This is a genomic window from Petrimonas mucosa, from assembly GCF_900095795.1.
GTDB lineage: Bacteria > Bacteroidota > Bacteroidia > Bacteroidales > Dysgonomonadaceae > Petrimonas > Petrimonas mucosa.
Map to the genome: position 1 here is coordinate 2,658,734 of NZ_LT608328.1, position 17,967 is coordinate 2,676,700.

Here is a 17,967-nt window from a genome sequence, read left to right on the forward strand (position 1 = left end):
TTTCTTGTAGCCCATAGGGGAATCGAACCCCTCTTTCAAGAATGAAAATCTTGCGTCCTAACCGATAGACGAATGGGCCATTTGAATTGCGAACCCGAAAGTGAATCGACCACCCCTCAAATTGCGAGTGCAAAGATAGGAGCTTTTTTTAGACCGACAAAATTTTATTTGAACTTTTTTCAAAAAAATTGATCAACACCCCCGCTGCACCGTAGAAAGGGAGACGAAAACCAATTTTAAACCCCATAAATTGTGTAATTAAAAAATAATCGTTAACTTTGCGCCCCTATATTTTCAGCAACAAAATAAAACATCAGATAATAAAATGAAAAGAACATTCCAACCCTCAAACAGAAAGAGAAAGAACAAACACGGGTTCCTTTCAAGAATGGCAACCAAGAACGGAAGAAAAGTACTGGCGGCACGTCGTGCAAAAGGAAGAGCTAGACTGACAGTTTCCGACTAACGAAAAAAGAGCTTGTATGGAAAGCAGGAGTATGTGATGCATATTCCTGCTTTTTTTATTGCACTTCACTAGAGGAAAGGCATCTTTTTTGTATTTTTGCATTGAAATCTCAATATTACATTCAATTATGAGTGCAAAACCAACTGCCAAAAAAAATCGGAGCAACAGCATTTTCTTCAATCTTGTAGCGATCTGCGTTGTTGCAATATTGCTGCTCCTTGTCACCAATCTTTTCCTCAATATATATACCAGACACGGACAAAACGTGGTGGTTCCCCAATTGCAGGGGTTTCAGGAGGAAGAGGCCGCAGCCATTCTCAGGTCAAAAGGATTGCACATCCGGGTTGTCGACTCGATATACAAAAAGGATGCGGTTCCGGGCTCAATTATCGATCAGACCCCGAAACCGAACAACAAGGTGAAGGAGGGTCGCGAGATCTATGTCACCATCTACTCCCGGAATCCGCAACAGGTTTCCGTACCCGGACTGGTTGATTTTTCCTCGCGACAGGCCATAGCGCTTCTCAACTCCATCGGCTTCACCCAAATTGCGATTGAAGAGGTACCGGCACAATACAGCGGGCTGGTCATTTCGGTTGAATACCGTGGGAGAAAACTTTTACCCGACGAACAGATTCCGGCCGGTTCGCCATTAAAACTGGTAGTTGGAAGCGGGATGGCCAAAGATTCGTTAAACATGAGCGGGGAGATCGTTGTTCCCCCCGCAAACGGGGAAGCAGTAACCGGATCAACCCAAAACAAGCCCGCACAACCGTCTCGCATGGATGAATCGTTTTTTTAAACCATTGATCCGGGAAAGATAAATGATCTACGAGTGAAAAAAGAGGAATTATACGACATTCAGGACTATCCGGAGGATGAAGATGATCTTGCGGGGGATTCCGTAGAGGGTACAAGATATGAACATTTCCGGTTCGTTGCCGACAAGGGACAGAGCCTGTTGCGGATCGATAAGTTCCTGGCCGACCGCATTGAAGGGATTTCAAGAAACCGGATCCAACAGGCCGCCGAAGCCCAATGTATCCTGGTAAACGGCGTTGCCGTAAAATCCAACTACCGAGTCAAACCACTGGATGTAGTTACCATTGTAATGGATCGCCCGCGAAGGGAGCTGGTCATTCTCCCTGAAGAGATCCCGTTAGATATTGTATACGAAGATGAAGACCTGATGGTGATCAACAAGCCACCCGGCATGGTGGTGCATCCCGGACATGGCAATTATACAGGTACACTGGTCAACGCGATCGCATACCATCTGAAATATGAGCACGGTATGGAGATGACCGATCCCCGTCTGGGACTGGTACACCGTATCGACAAGGACACCTCAGGACTGCTTCTGGTTGCCAAAACACCCGAGGCCAAGACAGATCTCTCCGCACAGTTTTTCCACAAGACAACCAAGAGAAGGTATATCGCACTGGTGTGGGGAAATGTTGCAAATGAAGAGGGGACCGTTACCGGCAATATCGGCCGCGACCCTAAAGACAGGATGCTGATGCGCGTTTTCCCGGACGGGGAACAGGGAAAACCTGCAGTTACGCACTACAAGGTATTGGAAAGGTTCGGTTACGTAACGCTTGTACAGTGCGAACTGGAGACAGGCCGCACCCACCAGATACGTATACACATGAAACAGATCGGACACACGCTCTTTAACGATGAACGCTATGGAGGTAACGAGGTGTTGCGCGGCACACATTTTGCCAAATACAAACAGTTTGTCTATAACTGTTTCGCACTCTGTCCGAGGCAGTGCCTGCATGCACAGACACTTGGTTTCGTACATCCCCGTACGGGCAAGGAGATGTTCTTCGAAAGCGATATTCCCAAGGACATGCAGGAGGTTATCGATCGCTGGCGCACCTATACCGCCGCACGCGAATCGGGAGAACAGTAAACTGAGGCAAATAACACCACAACGATAGAGTATGAAAAAAAACATCGCCATTATCTGGGGAGGATATTCATCCGAAAAGGAGGTTTCGGAACGAAGTGCCAGAGGGATATTTTCATTTATAGACAAGGAGAGATACAACCTCTTCAAGGTAAGGATCGACAAAGCGGGCTGGGAAGCAGAATATGAAAACGGTAGCTATCCCATCGACAGGAACGATTTCAGCTTCACGGCGAATGGAACAAAAACGGTATTTGACTTTGCCTATATTACCATTCACGGCACTCCGGGAGAGGATGGTGTATTGCAGGGATACCTCGATATGCTCGACATTCCCTATTCCTGCTGCGGGGTACTGGCTTCAGCACTCACATTCAACAAATTCACCTGCAACCGTTTTCTGAAAAGTTTCGGGTTCAACGTCGCCGAATCGGTGATGCTCCGGTCAGGTGAATCGTTTGATGCCGGATCGATCGTTCAGCAGCTGGGCCTGCCACTCTTTGTAAAACCCAACATCGGCGGCTCCAGTTTCGCCACCACCAAGGTAAAAGAGGCTCCTTTACTGGCAAACGCAATAGATGAAGCTTTCAAGGAGGCATCAGAAGTGATGATCGAGAGTTTTATCGCGGGGACGGAAGTGACCTGTGGATGCTTCCAGACCGGGAATGGATTTCAACACCTGCCGCTTACCGAAGTTGTCACCCGTAACGAGTTTTTCGACTACAATGCCAAATACAACGGCGAGGTCGAAGAGATCACCCCGGCACGTATCCCGGACAATCTGGCGGCAGAGATCCAGGGGCTAACCGAAAGAATTTACCGGATTATCGGGGCGAAAGGTATCATCAGGGCAGACTATATCATCTCCGATGGCGTTCCTTTTCTACTTGAAGTAAACACTACACCCGGAATGACAGAAACCAGCTTCATTCCACAGCAGGTTCGTGCTGCCGGTCTCGACATCTCCAACGTGATGAGCGATATTATTGAATACGAATACAGCAAGGTAAGAAAATAAGGCTATAAATCACCGAACAGAGTATGCAAACAGAAAAGATGAAAAATTTCGACGATATACGTCCCCTGTACGACAGTGAAGTCCCTTCGGTCATCCAATCCCTGGTGAACGACCCCTATTTTCGAAGAGCAACCGAACCGCTGATCAGGCCGCTCACCTGGGAGATGTTCAGCCGGTCGATGATGGCCTGTCGAACGATTTTCGACTTTCAAAGGAGCATCATCCATCCGTTCATGAAGCAGCTGATTGCCAAAACCACCTCGGAACTCTCCTGTGTAGGGTTTGAGAAGTACAACGACGGCTCCAGTCACCTCTACATCTCCAACCACCGTGATATTGTACTGGATGCAGCCTTTCTCAACATTTTGCTGTTCGACAGGGGAACAGACACCTGCGAGATAGCCATTGGCGATAATCTCCTGATCTATCGATGGATTACCGACCTGGTCAGACTCAACAAGAGCTTTATCGTGAAACGGGGTGTCTCCGTCAGGGAGATGCTGGACACCTCCAGACATCTGTCTGAATATATTTTCGACACCATAGCGAATCGCCGGCAGTCGGTATGGATTGCCCAACGCGAGGGCCGGGCAAAGGATTCGGACGATAAGACACAGACAAGCCTGCTGAAAATGCTGACACTACACAACAGCGCAAAGCCGTCCGAAGCGCTGAGGTCGCTCGACATAGTTCCGCTCGCCATCACTTACGAGTTCGACCCGTGTGACTACCTCAAGGCCAAAGAGTACCAGCTGAAGAGGGATAATCCCGAATACAGGAAAAGCCAGGCCGACGATATCGAGAATATGCGGACGGGTATTATGGGATACAAAGGCAGGGTCTCTTTCTCGTTTGGAAACCGGATCAATGACACACTGTCGCAAATTGACCCCGAGACCGGACGGTCTGAAGTGCTAGAAATTGCAAGAGAAGCCATTGACAGGGAGATCTACAGGAACTACGTCTTCTTCCCCATCAACTATGTTGCCTACGACTTGATGGAGAAGAGCAACACCTTTTCTGCCCATTATACCGATAAGGATCGACAATTTTTCGAAAATTACATTGCAGGACAGATTGCCAAGATTGAGATTCCTGGAAAGGATCATGCTTTCTTACGTGAAAAGCTGGTCGAGATGTACGGAAATACCGTGAAGAATTTTGTTTCGGTAACATGAAAAGAGCCATGAGACGGAGAATTATCGCATATCTGACCGTTATTCTTCTTATCTTCGGGGCATGTGAGAAAGATGACGAACGTATCGATAACTTCCTCGTAGAGTTTGCCACAGTGATCCAAACGGCCGACCGGCTGACATTTCAACTGGACAACTTCAAGACACTTGTTCCGATTGATCCGCGAGGCTACTCCGGCAAGGATGGACAGCGTGTTATCCTCAACTACAGCCCATTACGTGGCGACACCATCCAGATCAACAGTGTCAACGATATCTTCACCGGGATTATCAGGGAGAGTGATGACCTGAGCACCCTTATCAAGGATCCGGTAAAGATACAAAGTGTATGGGTTGGAGGAAATCACCTGAACATGATTCTCGAGATCGAATATTTTGAAAAAAGACACGTTGTGGGACTGTTTCGCGACACCCGATCCAAGGATATCGACCTCCATTTCAGCCACTCCAGAGAGGGTGATCCTCCGGGGTACACCGAGAAGTTCTATGCCTCATTTCCGCTTGCCAATATCAAATCTTCCGACGGATCCCCCACCCCGTTCAGGTTGCATATCCATACACACGGTGGTGGACGGATATTTGAAATGGAAGTAAGATAGCGTTAATTACACAAATATCATAAATCCAATTCCAAATGAAATTAACAAAATTAGTAAAACTGCTCTGTTTACTGAATGTTCTGGGCATGATTGCCTGTTCGCAAACCTCAGCCCTGAAAGTTGTTGACCCGAAGTGTGAAAATCTACGTGATCCACTAGCGATAAACACATCACGACCCCGCTTTAGCTGGAAGCTTAACTCCGAGACAAACGGCAGCCGACAAACGGCATACCAGCTACTTGTAGCGAGCACTCCGGGTAATCTGAGCGAAGAGCAGGCCGACTGCTGGAATTCCGGAAAGATCTTGTCGCCCGAGAAAATCATGATCGACTACAAGGGCAAGGAACTTCAACCCGGAGAGTTGTTCTACTGGAAAGTCCGCGTGTGGGATGAGAACGACAATGTTTCCGATTGGAGCAAAACAGCCAGCTTCGGCATTGGCTTGCTTGATGAAAGCAACTGGAAAGCCGCCTATATCGGATATCCTTCTGAAGATGGATTTTTCCAGACTCCCCAGTTCAGGAGACTCTTCAAGGCAGAAAAAGCCGGCCGTGATGAGGTCTATCTGTTGCATGTCAACAGCCTGGGGTATCACGAAATCCATATCAACGGACAAAAGGTAGGAGATGCCGTGCTCTCTCCGGCAGTATCACAGTTTAACAAACGTTCACTGATCAACACCTACGACGTTACCTCCTACATAAAGAGAGGGGAGAACAACCTGATTATCTGGCTGGGTAGCGGCTGGTACTCGGAAGGGTTACCCGGAGTGACCGGGAAAGGTCCCGCAGTCAGGGCCCAGCTGGCAAAGGTCTCTGGAAACCGGCCTGCGGAGACCATTGTTGTAACCGACGACAGCTGGTCGGCGCGCAACAGCGAATATACCCGGATCAGCAACTGGTGGACTGGAAGATATGGAGGCGAGGAGATATCCGGCAACCTGGAGACTCAGAACCTCCCTTTCACGGAACCGGAGAAGCTGACCTGGAACAAGGTAACCCTGGTGGAGGTTCCAAACCATACGGCAACCCCCCAGATGGTTGAACCCAACAGAATCATGCAGGAGTTCACTCCCTCAACAATCGTTAGGTTGAACGACAGCACCTTCCTGGTTGATATGGGAACAACCCTCACAGGGTGGTTCGAGATAACTTTTCCCCGACTGGAAAAGGGAGACCAGGTGGTCATGGAGTATGCCGACCATCTGGACGAAAACGGGCAGATCGCAAAGCAGGGGCAGATCGATCGTTACATTGCCTCGGGAAACGGTACTGAACGGTTCAGAAACAGATTCAACTATCATGGATTCAGATATGTGAAGATATCCAACCTTCGTGAAGCACCCGAAAAATCCGCCATCAAGGCACTCCTCATACATACCGATTTTGAAACCGCTTCAGATTTTGAATGTTCCGACACCGACCTGAACCGCATTCACGACATGATTCACTACACGTTGCGGTGTCTGGGGCTAGGTGGCTACCTGGTAGACTGCCCCCAGATTGAACGGTTGGGATACGGAGGAGACGGCAACGCCTCCACCCTTACCGCCCAGACGATGTTCAACCTGGCCCCGCTCTACAACAACTGGCTGGATGCATGGTCTGACGTGATCAGGGAAGACGGCAGCATGCCACACACCGCTCCCAATCCCTATGCAGCTGGTGGAGGGCCCTACTGGTGCGGCTTCATTATTTCAGCATCATGGCATACCTACCGGAATTATGGTGACATCCGCATATTGGAGAGATACTATCCGGTAATGCAGAAGTGGCTCGAATATGTCGACAAGTACAGTCCGGAGGGTCTGTTAAAACGGTGGCCCGATACCGACTACAGAAACTGGTACCTGGGAGACTGGGCCACCCCTGACGGAGTAGGAAACCCCAACCATCTGGATGAGAGGTCGGTCGACCTGGTCAACAACTGTTATCTGTCGGTCTGCTTCAGCCAGATGGCGGAGATTGCCGGATACCTGGGAAAAAGTGATGAAAGGAGGGTTTATCTGGAGAAGAAGGAGCAACTTAACCGTCGAATTCACGAAACCTACTTCGATAACGAGAAGGGCTACTACGCCACCGGATCGCAGATCGACCTGACCTTCCCGATGCTTGCAGGGGCAGTGCCCACGGAGTTACGTGACAAGTTGATCGAGACATTGAAAGAGAAGACGGAACAGGAGAGTGGCGGCCACCTCAATACCGGGCTTGTGGGCATACCCGTCGTGATGGAATGGGCCACAAGCAACAATCAGCCCGATTTTGTCTACTCCATGCTGAAAAAGAGAACCTACCCCGGCTACCTGTTCATGCTGGAAAATGGGGCTACCACCACCTGGGAACATTGGAACGGAGCGAGAAGCCGGATTCACAACTGCTTTAACGGTGTAGGACAATGGTTCTACGAATCGGTAGGAGGGATCAGGCAAATTGAAGGGAAAACGGCATACAGTGAACTGCTTATCGATCCCCAGATCCCCTCGGGTGTAACCTGGGCCAAAACCAGGATCAACACTCCGAACGGCTGGGTTTCACTCCATTGGGAGAGTTCGGAAAGCCGAATGAAAATGGAGCTGGAGATTCCCGTAGGCTCCCGGGCCAACATTAAACTTCCTGACAATGTCACCGAAGCAACGGTCAACCGCGAACTGCAAACCGCCGTAGGGCAGCTTGTGATATTGTCAAGCGGAAAGTACAGTGTGGAGTACCCACTGCAGTGACAACCCCGAAACAGGAGGGCAGCAAAAACGCAAATGCAATTCCTACAGTCAAAATATCATTTTTCACAGGTTTAAAGGGGTATCCGGTATTAACTTTGCCCAGATACAGTTGCTAATTTAATCTCTATGAACAATACTCTCCTGCTCCGGACAGGGTAGAACTGCCGATTCAACTTCCGCTAACAGCAGATATGAACCGGACGGCACTAAATCAAAAACAATAGATTGGCATGAAAAAAATATCATTTCCGTTCTCAATCCTCTTGATAGTTGTAATCAGCTTTCAAAGTTTTTCCCAGGTGACCGTAAAGAACCTGAAGTGCGAATACCTCGAAAATCCCATCGGAATTGACGAGCCTCATCCTCGCTTCACATGGCAGATGGAACTCGAAAAACCGGGATCACACCAGACAGCATATGAACTGGTTGTGGGTACAACAGAGACCGGAGTTGCGTTGGGGAGGGGAGATATGTGGGAATCGGGAGAGGTTAACAGCTCCGTGATTCCTGTTCTCTACAAGGGTAAGGAGCTGGAACCCTTTACCCGCTATTTCTGGAGCGTGAGGGTAAAGGATGAGGAACAACAGTGGTCTGCCTGGTCCGAACCTCTCTTTTTCGAGACCGGCATGATCTGCCAGCACAACTGGAAAGGAAAATGGATTACCGACACTTACGATTTCAACGTAAAACCTGCAGCCTACTTCCGCAGGGCATTCCGCACCGATAAAACCATCAGGTCGGCACGGGTCTATATTGCTGCTGCAGGTCTATACGAACTCTCCATCAACGGACAACGTATCGGGGATCACCGGCTTGACCCCTCCTACACCCGTTTCGACAGGCGCAACCTCTATGTAACGTACGACGTCACCGCAGCTTTACAGCAGGGAAACAATGCGGTCGGCGTCCTGTTGGGAAACGGCTGGTACAACCACCAGTCTACTGCCGTCTGGTATTTCGACAAGGCCCCCTGGCGTGCGCGTCCAAAATTTTGCCTCGATCTGCACATCACCTATTCGGATGGAACGAAGGAGATCATAGCAACCGACGAACAGTGGAGAACCTCGCCAAGTCCGGTAATCTTCAACAGCATCTATACGGCTGAACACTACGATGCCAGAAAAGAACAGCCGGGATGGGACACCCCGGAATTTGATGCGGGACAATGGAACAATATCTACACCACCGGAGCCCCCTCCAACAACATCGTAGCCCAGGCATTGCATCCAATCCGAAATGTAAGGGAATATAAGCCAGTAAGTTTGAAGCAGATCGATGCCTCGACCTGGCTCTACGACTTCGGACAAAACATGTCGGGAGTAACCCGGATAAGAGTCGAAGGCCCCGAGGGTACCACCATCTGGCTGAAACATGTGGAGCGGCTCGATTCGGCAGGACGTGCCGACATGTCGAACATCGACGTGCATTACCGCCCTACGGACGAGTCCGATCCCTTCCAGACCGATATCCTTATCCTGAGCGGCAAGAAAGAGGATGAGTTCATGCCCCGGTTCAACTACAAGGGATTCCAGTATGTAGAGGTAACCGCCGATAAACCGCTGAATCTGACTACAGAGAACCTGACGGCCTACTTTATGCACAGCGATGTGCCGCCGGTTGGCAGCATAAACTCCTCCAATCTCACCCTCAACAAAGCCTGGGCGGCATCAAATGCCTCCTACCTCTCCAACCTGTTCAGTTACCCCACCGACTGTCCCCAGCGGGAGAAGAACGGGTGGACCGGCGACGCACATATCGCCATCGAGACGGGATTGTATAACTTTGACGGAATCACTGTCTACGAAAAATGGCTGGCCGACCATCGCGACGAACAGCAACCCAACGGGGTGCTGCCGGCCATCATCCCCTCCAGCGGCTGGGGATACCAATGGGCAAACGGGCCTGACTGGACAAGCACCATCGCCATCATCCCATGGAACATCTATCTCTTCTACGGCGACACCCGATTGTTGGAGTTGTGCTACGACAACATCAAACGGTATGTGAACCATATCGATGAACACTATCCTTCAGGGCTGACCGACTGGGGACTTGGCGACTGGGTGCCCGTAAAATCGGTAAGTTCCAAGGAGTATACCTCCAGCACCTATTTCTACATCGATGCGTTGATCCTGGCGAAAACAGCCCGACTTTTCGGAAAAACTGAAGATGCCGACCACTATTTCGCGCTGGCAGAGAAAATTAGAACGGCAATCAACGAAAAATACCTCGACTACGAAACGGGGATCTATGGGAGCGGACTGCAGACTGAACTCAGCGTAGCCCTCCACTGGGGTCTGGTTCCGGAAGAGTTGAGGAGCAAAGTGGCAGACAACCTGGCCAAGCGTGTAATAGCAGACAAGAAACATATCGATGTGGGACTGCTGGGTACCAAAACCATCCTGAACGCCCTGAGCGAGAACGGATATGCACAACTGGCCTACGAGGTGGCATCACAGGAGACCTACCCCTCATGGGGCTGGTGGATAGTAAACGGAGCTACCACCTTCTATGAAAACTGGCCGCTCGACGCCAAGAGCGACATATCGCTGAATCACATCATGTTTGGTGAAATTAACGCCTGGTACTACAAGGCATTGGGTGGTATCTTCCCGGATGAGCAAGCTCCTGGTTTCAAAAACATACTGCTTAAACCCAATTTTGTGGAAGGACTATCCCACTTCGAGGCTACCCACGAGGGACCATACGGCAATATCATCTCCTCCTGGAAACGAAAGGGCAAGACGATAGAGTATCATGTCACAGTCCCTGCAAACAGTAGCGCCACCCTCTGTCTGAAAGGAAAGAGTATCAGGGAGAAGAATGCACCGCTTGAAAAGAACAAACTGATTGAAGTAAGGGAGAAGGGGCAAAATCAATATATCCTGGGACTGAAGGCCGGATCATATACCTTTTCCATAAAATAAAACAATGAAACGTGGGAAAACCGTAGATGGTTGTTCTGATTTACAAGTTAAAACAATAAAAAAATGGGAAAAGCGGGTCTTTTTAGTGTCGGATTGGACACCTATTGGGGACAGTTCGACAATCTGCTGGAAAACCTGACGGGTTACCACAACCAGATTAAGAAAAAATTGTCGGAGCTGGGCGTTGAGGTTGTAGATGCCGGAATGGTGGATAATATAGACAAATCACAAGATGCGGCAACATTGCTGAAAAACAGCGATGTAGATCTAATTTTTCTGTTCGTGTCGACCTATGCACTGTCGTCCACCGTTCTTCCGATCGCCAGACAGGCAAATGTCCCCTTTATTTTGCTGAACCTGCAACCGGCGGAGAGTCTCGATTATGATACATTCAATCAGCTCGACGACTATACGCAGAAAACCGGAATCTGGCTCGAGCATTGCCAGGCATGTGCCATCCCCGAAATTGCCTGCGTAATGAACAGGGCCAATAGCCGTTATCACACCATCACCGGATATCTTGACGAACCGGATGTGTGGGATGAGATCAGCGACTGGATCGATGCGGCAAAGGTCTCAAGGAGACTCCGGGCAAACCGGATGGGGGTATTGGGAAACTACTATGGAGGGATGCTCGATGTATATACCGACCTGACAAAACAGAGCGTGACCTTCGGTACGCACTTCGAATTACTCGAAATGTGCGAGTTGAAAGAGTTGCGTGAAAATGTATCGGCAGCGGAATTACGGGAAAAGATCTCTGAATTCGAGTCTGTATTCGATATCGATCCGATGTGTGATCCTGCAGAAATCGAAAGAGCCGCAAAGACGTCGGTGGCACTCGACAAGCTGGTTTCCAAGTATCAACTGGGCGCTCTGGCCTATTATTACGAAGGACAACCGGGAAATGAATATGAAAATATCATTACCTCTGTAATTGCAGGCAACACACTGCTTACCGGCAAAAATATTCCCGTTGCAGGCGAATGCGAAGTAAAAAATGCCCATGCAATGAAACTGATGAGTGAGTTGGGTGCCGGGGGATCTTTCTCGGAGTTCTATCTTATGGATTTCAAAGAGAACGTTCTGCTTCTCGGACACGACGGTCCCGCCCATTTCAATATTGCCGAAGGAGCCGTTAGACTGGTACCGCTGCCGGTATATCACGGGAAACCGGGCAAGGGGTTGTCGATACAGATGTCAGTAAAACATGGGCCGGTAACTCTTCTTTCAGTAGCAGAGAGCAATGATTCGGTCTTCCTGCTTGTAGCTGAGGGCGAATCGGTTGAAGGTCCCGTTCTAAAGACGGGCAACACCAACAGTCGTTACAGTTTCCCATGCAATATCCGCGACTTCGTAAACAGCTGGAGCAGTTATGGTCCTTCACACCATTGTGCAATCGGGGTAGGTCATGTTGCCCGGAAAATTGAGAAGGTGGCATCCCTGCTCAATATTCCCATGGTAAACGTCTGCAAAGAAATCGAGAAAAGGTGAAAAAACTTATGAATTGCATTCTCTTACTGCTTGTAGCTACAATCCATCTTAACTGCAACCTGGCCGGTCCAAGCGGGAGCTTGACCATCGGCAAGCAGCTGTGTGAGCTTGAAGAGGCTCCCCTGCTGGTTGACACACCCACCCCACGTTTCGGATGGCAACTCCATTCAACCGAGAACGGAGTTTCGCAAACAGCTTACGAGCTGGAAATTTTCGACAGTGGAGGCAATATCGTCTGGAAATCGGGGAAGGTCATCTCAGACCAAAGCCAGCATATCCCCTACAGTGGGGAGAGACCGCTGGAAGCGGGAGAGCAATATGGTTGGCGAGTGCGTGTCTGGGACAACAAAGGTAACGGTTCGCCATGGAGTAAAATGAGTCAGTTCCGCATGGCGCCTGATCTGAATAAGCTCAACGCGCAATGGATTGGAGCCATCAAACGTAAAGATTCAAACCTTCCGGAAGGGAGAGACTATCACAGTGTCTCCGACTCGTCAGAGAAAGGAGAGCGCTGGAGGGCGACCAACCCCTTGTCGAAGAGAAGCATCTACCTGAGGAGAACCTTTAAGGTTCAAAAAAGGGTCAAGAGTGCAATTGTCTATATTAGCGGATTGGGACACTATGAGCTTTCACTCAACGGCAAGAAAATTGGCAACGACCAGTTCAATCCGTTATGGAGCGATTACGATAAGACCGTCTACTACAATGGCTACGATCTGACAGCCGAGTTGACCCGAGGGGAAAATGCAGTGGGCGTACTTCTTGGAAATGGATTCTACAACGAGCAGGGCGGACGGTACAAAAAGATGCAGGTAAGCTTTGGCCCTCCCACCCTCTTTCTGAAATTGTGCATCACCTATGCAGACGGATCAACAGCCGAGATCATCTCCGACAACAAGTGGAAATATTCGCCCAGCCCCATTCTCTTCAACAGCATGTACGGAGGTGAAGATTACGATGCGCGCCTGGAACAGCCCGGATGGGACAAGCCCGATTTCGACGATTCCAACTGGAGGCCGGTAGTTGTGGATGATGGTCCGAAAGGGGAATTGAGAGCACAAACCGCAACACCGGTAAAGGAGATGGAATATTTCACTGTACGGGAAATCAGAAGAATCGGCGAATCGTATATCCTCGATATGGGGCAAAATCTTTCCGGTTATCCCGCCTTTACGGTAACGGGAAAACGGGGCGACAAGATCCGCCTGACGGTTGCTGAACGGATTAACGATGATGGAAGCATCAACCAGACCCAATCGGGCGGACCCTACTATTACGAATATACCCTGAAAGGGGAGGGAGAAGAGAGTTGGCACCCCAGATTCTCCTACTATGGCTACAGATATATCCAGATAGAAGGAGCCAAGCCGGCAAAATCGCCAGATAACAGGGATATCCCGGTAATAAGGGAGATACGCTCCTGTTTTGTTTACAACTCGGCCGAACCGGCAGGGCGTTTTCATTCATCGAACGAGATTTTCAACAATGCGCATACCTTGATCGTGAATGCCATCAAGAGCAATATGCATGCTGTCTTTACCGATTGCCCCCACCGGGAAAAACTGGGATGGCTCGAGCAGATCCACCTGAATGGACCCGGCCTCTACTACAACTTCAACCTGGGCCGGCTTGCGCCCAAAATCATGCAGGATATCCACGACGCCCAACTTCCAAATGGGCTAATCACCAGTATCGCTCCCGAGTATGTGATTTTTGAAGGGGGCTTCAGGGACTCGCCCGAGTGGGGAAGCGCAGGGGTGATCTTCCCGTTTATGTACTATCAGTTTTATGGCGACAATTCACTGATCGTCAAACACTATGATGTAATGAAAAGGTATGTGGATTACTTGGGTACGACAGCGAAAGAGCACATTGTATCGCACGGGCTGGGCGATTGGTGCGACTATCGGGAAGACCAGCCTTACGGAGTGTCGCACAATACCCCCGTTCCGCTATCTGCAACCGCCCACTATTATATGGTAATCGATTACTTGGCACAAGCGGCAGAGATGACAGGGCGGGAAGAGGATTTGGCATACTATTCCCGTCTCAGGGAAGATGTTAAGAGCGCTTATAACAACGCATTTTTCGATAAGGCTACCGGACAGTACGGAACCGGAAGCCAGGCATCCAATGCCATCTCGCTCTTTGCAGGATTGGTCGATCCGGAGCAGAAGGAGGCAGTTATCGAGAACCTGATCAAAAGTATCGAGGCAAACGGATACTGGCTCTCCACCGGAGATGTTGGAAACCGCTACCTGTTTCAGGCATTGGCGAGAAATGGACTGAATGAAATGATGTACAGGATGCACAATCACAGCGAGGTTCCAGGTTACGGTTTCCAGCTTCAGTTTGGCGCTACCACGCTTACAGAACTTTGGGATCCGAGAAAGGGAGCTTCCTGGAACCATTTCATGATGGGACAAATTGAGGAGTGGTTCTACAGGTCGCTGGCAGGCATTGATCTGGAGGAAAACGCTTACAGCGGATTCAAAAGTTTCAAGATCGCTCCACAGGTTGTGGGAGACCTGACGGATGTGGAGGCTTCCTACAACACCTTGTACGGCACCATTAGCGTAAAATGGAAGGTAGATAATGGTCAGTTCGTGATGGATATCGAGGTTCCGGTCAATTGTGAAGCGAAAGTATATCTGCCTCGGGAAACCGGATATACCACCGTTAAAGGCGGGAAATATCATTTCAGTAAGGAGTTGGGGCTGCATTGGCAATCATCTGGAAGGTAAGGAAGAATGGGTAACAATATTTTGAATAACAATGAAAAGAGATAAATTTTCCACAATGATACGGGGGTACAGATTCATTTTTATCACTATCATCTGTTTTGCCTGGATACAATGTTCTCAACCAGACCAGTATGTCACGGCCCCGCTGAAAACAACCGATGGCCGATTCATCGGCCTCGGTGATCCATTTGTATATCAACATGAGGGAACCTATTATATGACCGGCACCTCAGTTCCCGACAGTGGATTTAACTATTACACGTCGACAGACCTGATCACCTGGGAGTTTCGGGGAGCGCTCTTCCGTCCCTCCGAAAACCATTACGGGAAGGGGTATTTCTGGGCACCGGAAGTCAAATTTTATCGCAACAAGTTTTATCTCACCTACTCATCCCGTGACGAAGCAAGCGGACTTCTTCTTCCGGCCCTGGCAGTAAGTGACAATCCGGATGGTCCCTACAGGGAGCTCTTCGCTCCCTGGTTCAACACCGGACAATCTGCAATCGACTGCCATATTTTTGTCGACGACAACCCGGAACAGACGCCCTATCTCTTTTTCAGTCAAAACGGTGAGGAAGCGGGGTATTCCTACGGCAAAAACTATGTGGTAGAATTGTTACCGGACCTCTCCGGTTTTGTCGGAAACCCCGTAATCGTAGGAGAAGCCAGCCAGCAGTGGGAGAAAGTGGATTACGGAACCAACCGGTGCAACGAGGGGGTATTCGCCTTCAAGCATGCGGGTGAGTACCACATCACCTATTCGGCCAATCACACCTCATACTCGCATTATGGAGTAGGTACGGCAAAGGCGGTTCATCCCCTTGGGCCCTGGATAAAGGACATGGATAACCCGATACTTGCATCCAACGACTCACTTCAGATATCATCTCCCGGTCACTCTTGTCTGATTACCTCTCCAAATGGAAAAGAACAGTACATTGTATATCATGCACACCGCGATTATAACGGCCCACGACCTTCGGATGACCGCATTGTCTATATGAGTAGAATCTACTTCAACAGTAATGGAGAGTTACGTGTCAAATTGCCCTGAAATCTCTTTTGCATATCTTGATCACTAATATATTATAACAGCAAAATTTGAACCTCATTTATGAAAAAAATCTTTTTAATCTTACCGCTGATTGCAGCGCTTACAACACATGCAACGGCCCAGTCGAACATTCTGAAGAATCAATTCAAACAGGGTCTCACACAAGACGTGATTACCAGAAGTTACGTCACCCCGGTGAAGATCCTTTGGCAATCGGATACGGAGGGAAAACAGGTTATCAATCCGGAGGTACTTCTGACCGGTTATGAGGGTCAACTCTCCACCAGTGGCGCGGGGATGTGCGTGCTCAGATCGGACGATAACAGACAGGCCTCCATCTTGCTGGACTTCGGCACGGAGCTGTACGGAGGAATTGAAATTTCAGCCGCAATCCGGGGTGTAAAAGATCCGGTCAAGGTGAGGGTACGGTTAGGTGAATCGGTGTCGGAAGCGATGAGCGATGCCATCGACAACAGCCGTCCCGGAATGCAGTCGGCCACCAACGAACACTCCCTTAGGGATTTCACACTGGAGATTCCTTGGCTGGGCAGCATCGAGATCGGCAATTCAGGTTTCCGGTTTGCACGGATCGACCTGCTCGACAAGGGGGTAGATCTTCCGATAAGGGCTGTCAGGGCCATTGCCCGCTACAGGGATATCCCCTATCTGGGATCCTTCAAATCGAGTGATGAACGGCTAAACAAGATTTGGGAAACGGGAGCCTATACCGTACACCTCAACATGCAAGATTATCTGTGGGACGGCATAAAACGCGACCGTCTGGTATGGGTGGGCGACATGCATCCGGAAGTTATGACCATCAACACTGTATTTGGAGACAACGATGTGGTGAAGAAGAGTCTCGATTTTGCCCGTAATACCACTCCCCTGCCCGGATGGATGAACGGCATCTCCTCCTACTCTCTCTGGTGGATCATTCTTCACAGGGACTACTATCTGCACCAGGGTGACTTGGCCTATCTGAAGGAGCAACAGGCTTATCTCAAAAAGCTGGTTCCACAGATTGCAGCCAAGGTTTCGGATGGAAAGGAGAACCTCGATGGTGGCCGCTTCCTGGATTGGCCAACCGCAAAAAACGATGAGGTAATTCACTCCGGACTGCAGGCACTCTCCCTGTTGGCCATGGAGGCTGGCGCCGATATTGCCGGATGGGTTGGCGACCAGGAACTGAAAAAACTCTGCACCACTACCGCCAACGCGCTTAAGAAACATAGACCATCCGATCAGGGAAACAAACAGGCAGCAGCACTGCTCTCGCTGGTAGATCTCATCTCACCGAAAAAGGCAGCCGAGGTAATCCTCAAGGAGGGTGCAAACGGGTTTGCCACCTTCTACGGATACTACATGCTGGAGGCGCTGGCCAAGGCCGGGAAGTATCAGGAGGCAATGGATATCATTTCCGACTATTGGGGTGCAATGCTTGACCTGGGTGCCACTACATTCTGGGAAAACTTTGAGTATGCAGAGAGTGTAAATGCATTACCGATCGACCAGTTGCCGATTTCTGGCAAGTTCAATATTCATGCAGATGGCGGAGACCATTGCTACATCGGATTACGGGGTAGCCTCTGTCACGGATGGGCTTCCGGCCCCACATCGTGGCTGACCTCTCATGTATTGGGAATCAAAGTGCTGGAACCCGGATCCAAAGTGGTCCAGATCCGACCCAATCTCGGCAAGCTTCAATATGCAGAAGGCACCTACCCCACACCTCTCGGCACGATAAAGGTCAAGCATGTGAAACAGGCAAACGGGAAAGTTGCCAGCGAGATCGAGGCTCCGGAAGGAATCAAGATTATCCGTTAATAAA

Annotated in this window: 12 protein-coding genes and 1 tRNA gene; 12 read left to right on the forward strand and 1 reads right to left on the reverse strand. The window is 49.6% G+C overall.

Annotated features, from left to right (window positions below; translation table 11 throughout):
- Positions 1-7: 7 nt before the first annotated feature.
- A tRNA-Glu gene (locus ING2E5A_RS10685) sits at positions 8-79 on the reverse strand.
- A 246-nt stretch (positions 80-325) separates the two neighbouring features.
- Here ING2E5A_RS10685 and rpmH point away from each other — a divergent pair.
- From rpmH to ING2E5A_RS10745, 12 genes are all read left to right on the forward strand, one after another.
- Positions 326-466, forward strand: coding sequence for a 50S ribosomal protein L34 (gene rpmH, locus ING2E5A_RS10690; RefSeq protein WP_071137388.1), 141 nt, complete (start codon positions 326-328; stop codon positions 464-466).
- A gap of 127 nt (positions 467-593) precedes the next feature.
- Complete coding sequence (locus ING2E5A_RS10695) at positions 594-1,268, forward strand: PASTA domain-containing protein (protein WP_071137389.1); 675 nt, start codon at positions 594-596, stop codon at positions 1,266-1,268.
- A gap of 33 nt (positions 1,269-1,301) precedes the next feature.
- Positions 1,302-2,387 (forward strand): RluA family pseudouridine synthase, encoded by a 1,086-nt coding sequence (locus tag ING2E5A_RS10700; protein ID WP_083373308.1) that lies wholly within the window; start codon positions 1,302-1,304, stop codon positions 2,385-2,387.
- A gap of 31 nt (positions 2,388-2,418) precedes the next feature.
- Positions 2,419-3,402, forward strand: coding sequence for a D-alanine--D-alanine ligase (locus tag ING2E5A_RS10705; protein ID WP_071137390.1), 984 nt, complete (start codon positions 2,419-2,421; stop codon positions 3,400-3,402).
- 23 nt (positions 3,403-3,425) lie between these two features.
- Positions 3,426-4,580 (forward strand): 1-acyl-sn-glycerol-3-phosphate acyltransferase, encoded by a 1,155-nt coding sequence (locus ING2E5A_RS10710; RefSeq protein ID WP_071137391.1) that lies wholly within the window; start codon positions 3,426-3,428, stop codon positions 4,578-4,580.
- Between the two features lie 8 nt (positions 4,581-4,588).
- Positions 4,589-5,197, forward strand: coding sequence for a NigD1/NigD2 family lipoprotein (locus ING2E5A_RS10715; protein WP_161942005.1), 609 nt, complete (start codon positions 4,589-4,591; stop codon positions 5,195-5,197).
- A gap of 35 nt (positions 5,198-5,232) precedes the next feature.
- On the forward strand, positions 5,233-7,917 hold the full coding sequence (locus ING2E5A_RS10720) for an alpha-L-rhamnosidase (RefSeq protein WP_083373309.1): 2,685 nt from the start codon (positions 5,233-5,235) through the stop codon (positions 7,915-7,917).
- Positions 7,918-8,147: 230 nt separating this feature from the next.
- A complete protein-coding gene (locus ING2E5A_RS10725; RefSeq protein WP_071137393.1) occupies positions 8,148-10,844 on the forward strand; it encodes an alpha-L-rhamnosidase in 2,697 nt (898 codons plus the stop codon).
- 63 nt (positions 10,845-10,907) lie between these two features.
- Positions 10,908-12,338: an L-fucose/L-arabinose isomerase family protein gene (locus ING2E5A_RS10730; protein WP_071137394.1), complete on the forward strand. Its 1,431-nt coding sequence runs from the start codon at positions 10,908-10,910 to the stop codon at positions 12,336-12,338.
- Between the two features lie 8 nt (positions 12,339-12,346).
- A complete protein-coding gene (locus ING2E5A_RS10735) occupies positions 12,347-15,082 on the forward strand; it encodes a glycoside hydrolase family 78 protein (protein ID WP_071138323.1) in 2,736 nt (911 codons plus the stop codon).
- 31 nt (positions 15,083-15,113) lie between these two features.
- Positions 15,114-16,136 carry a glycoside hydrolase family 43 protein gene (locus ING2E5A_RS10740; RefSeq protein WP_071137395.1) on the forward strand — a complete coding sequence of 341 codons (1,023 nt, stop codon included), beginning with the start codon at positions 15,114-15,116 and terminating at the stop codon, positions 16,134-16,136.
- Positions 16,137-16,196: 60 nt separating this feature from the next.
- A complete protein-coding gene (locus tag ING2E5A_RS10745) occupies positions 16,197-17,963 on the forward strand; it encodes an alpha-L-rhamnosidase-related protein (protein ID WP_083373310.1) in 1,767 nt (588 codons plus the stop codon).
- The last annotated feature ends 4 nt before the right edge of the window (positions 17,964-17,967 follow it).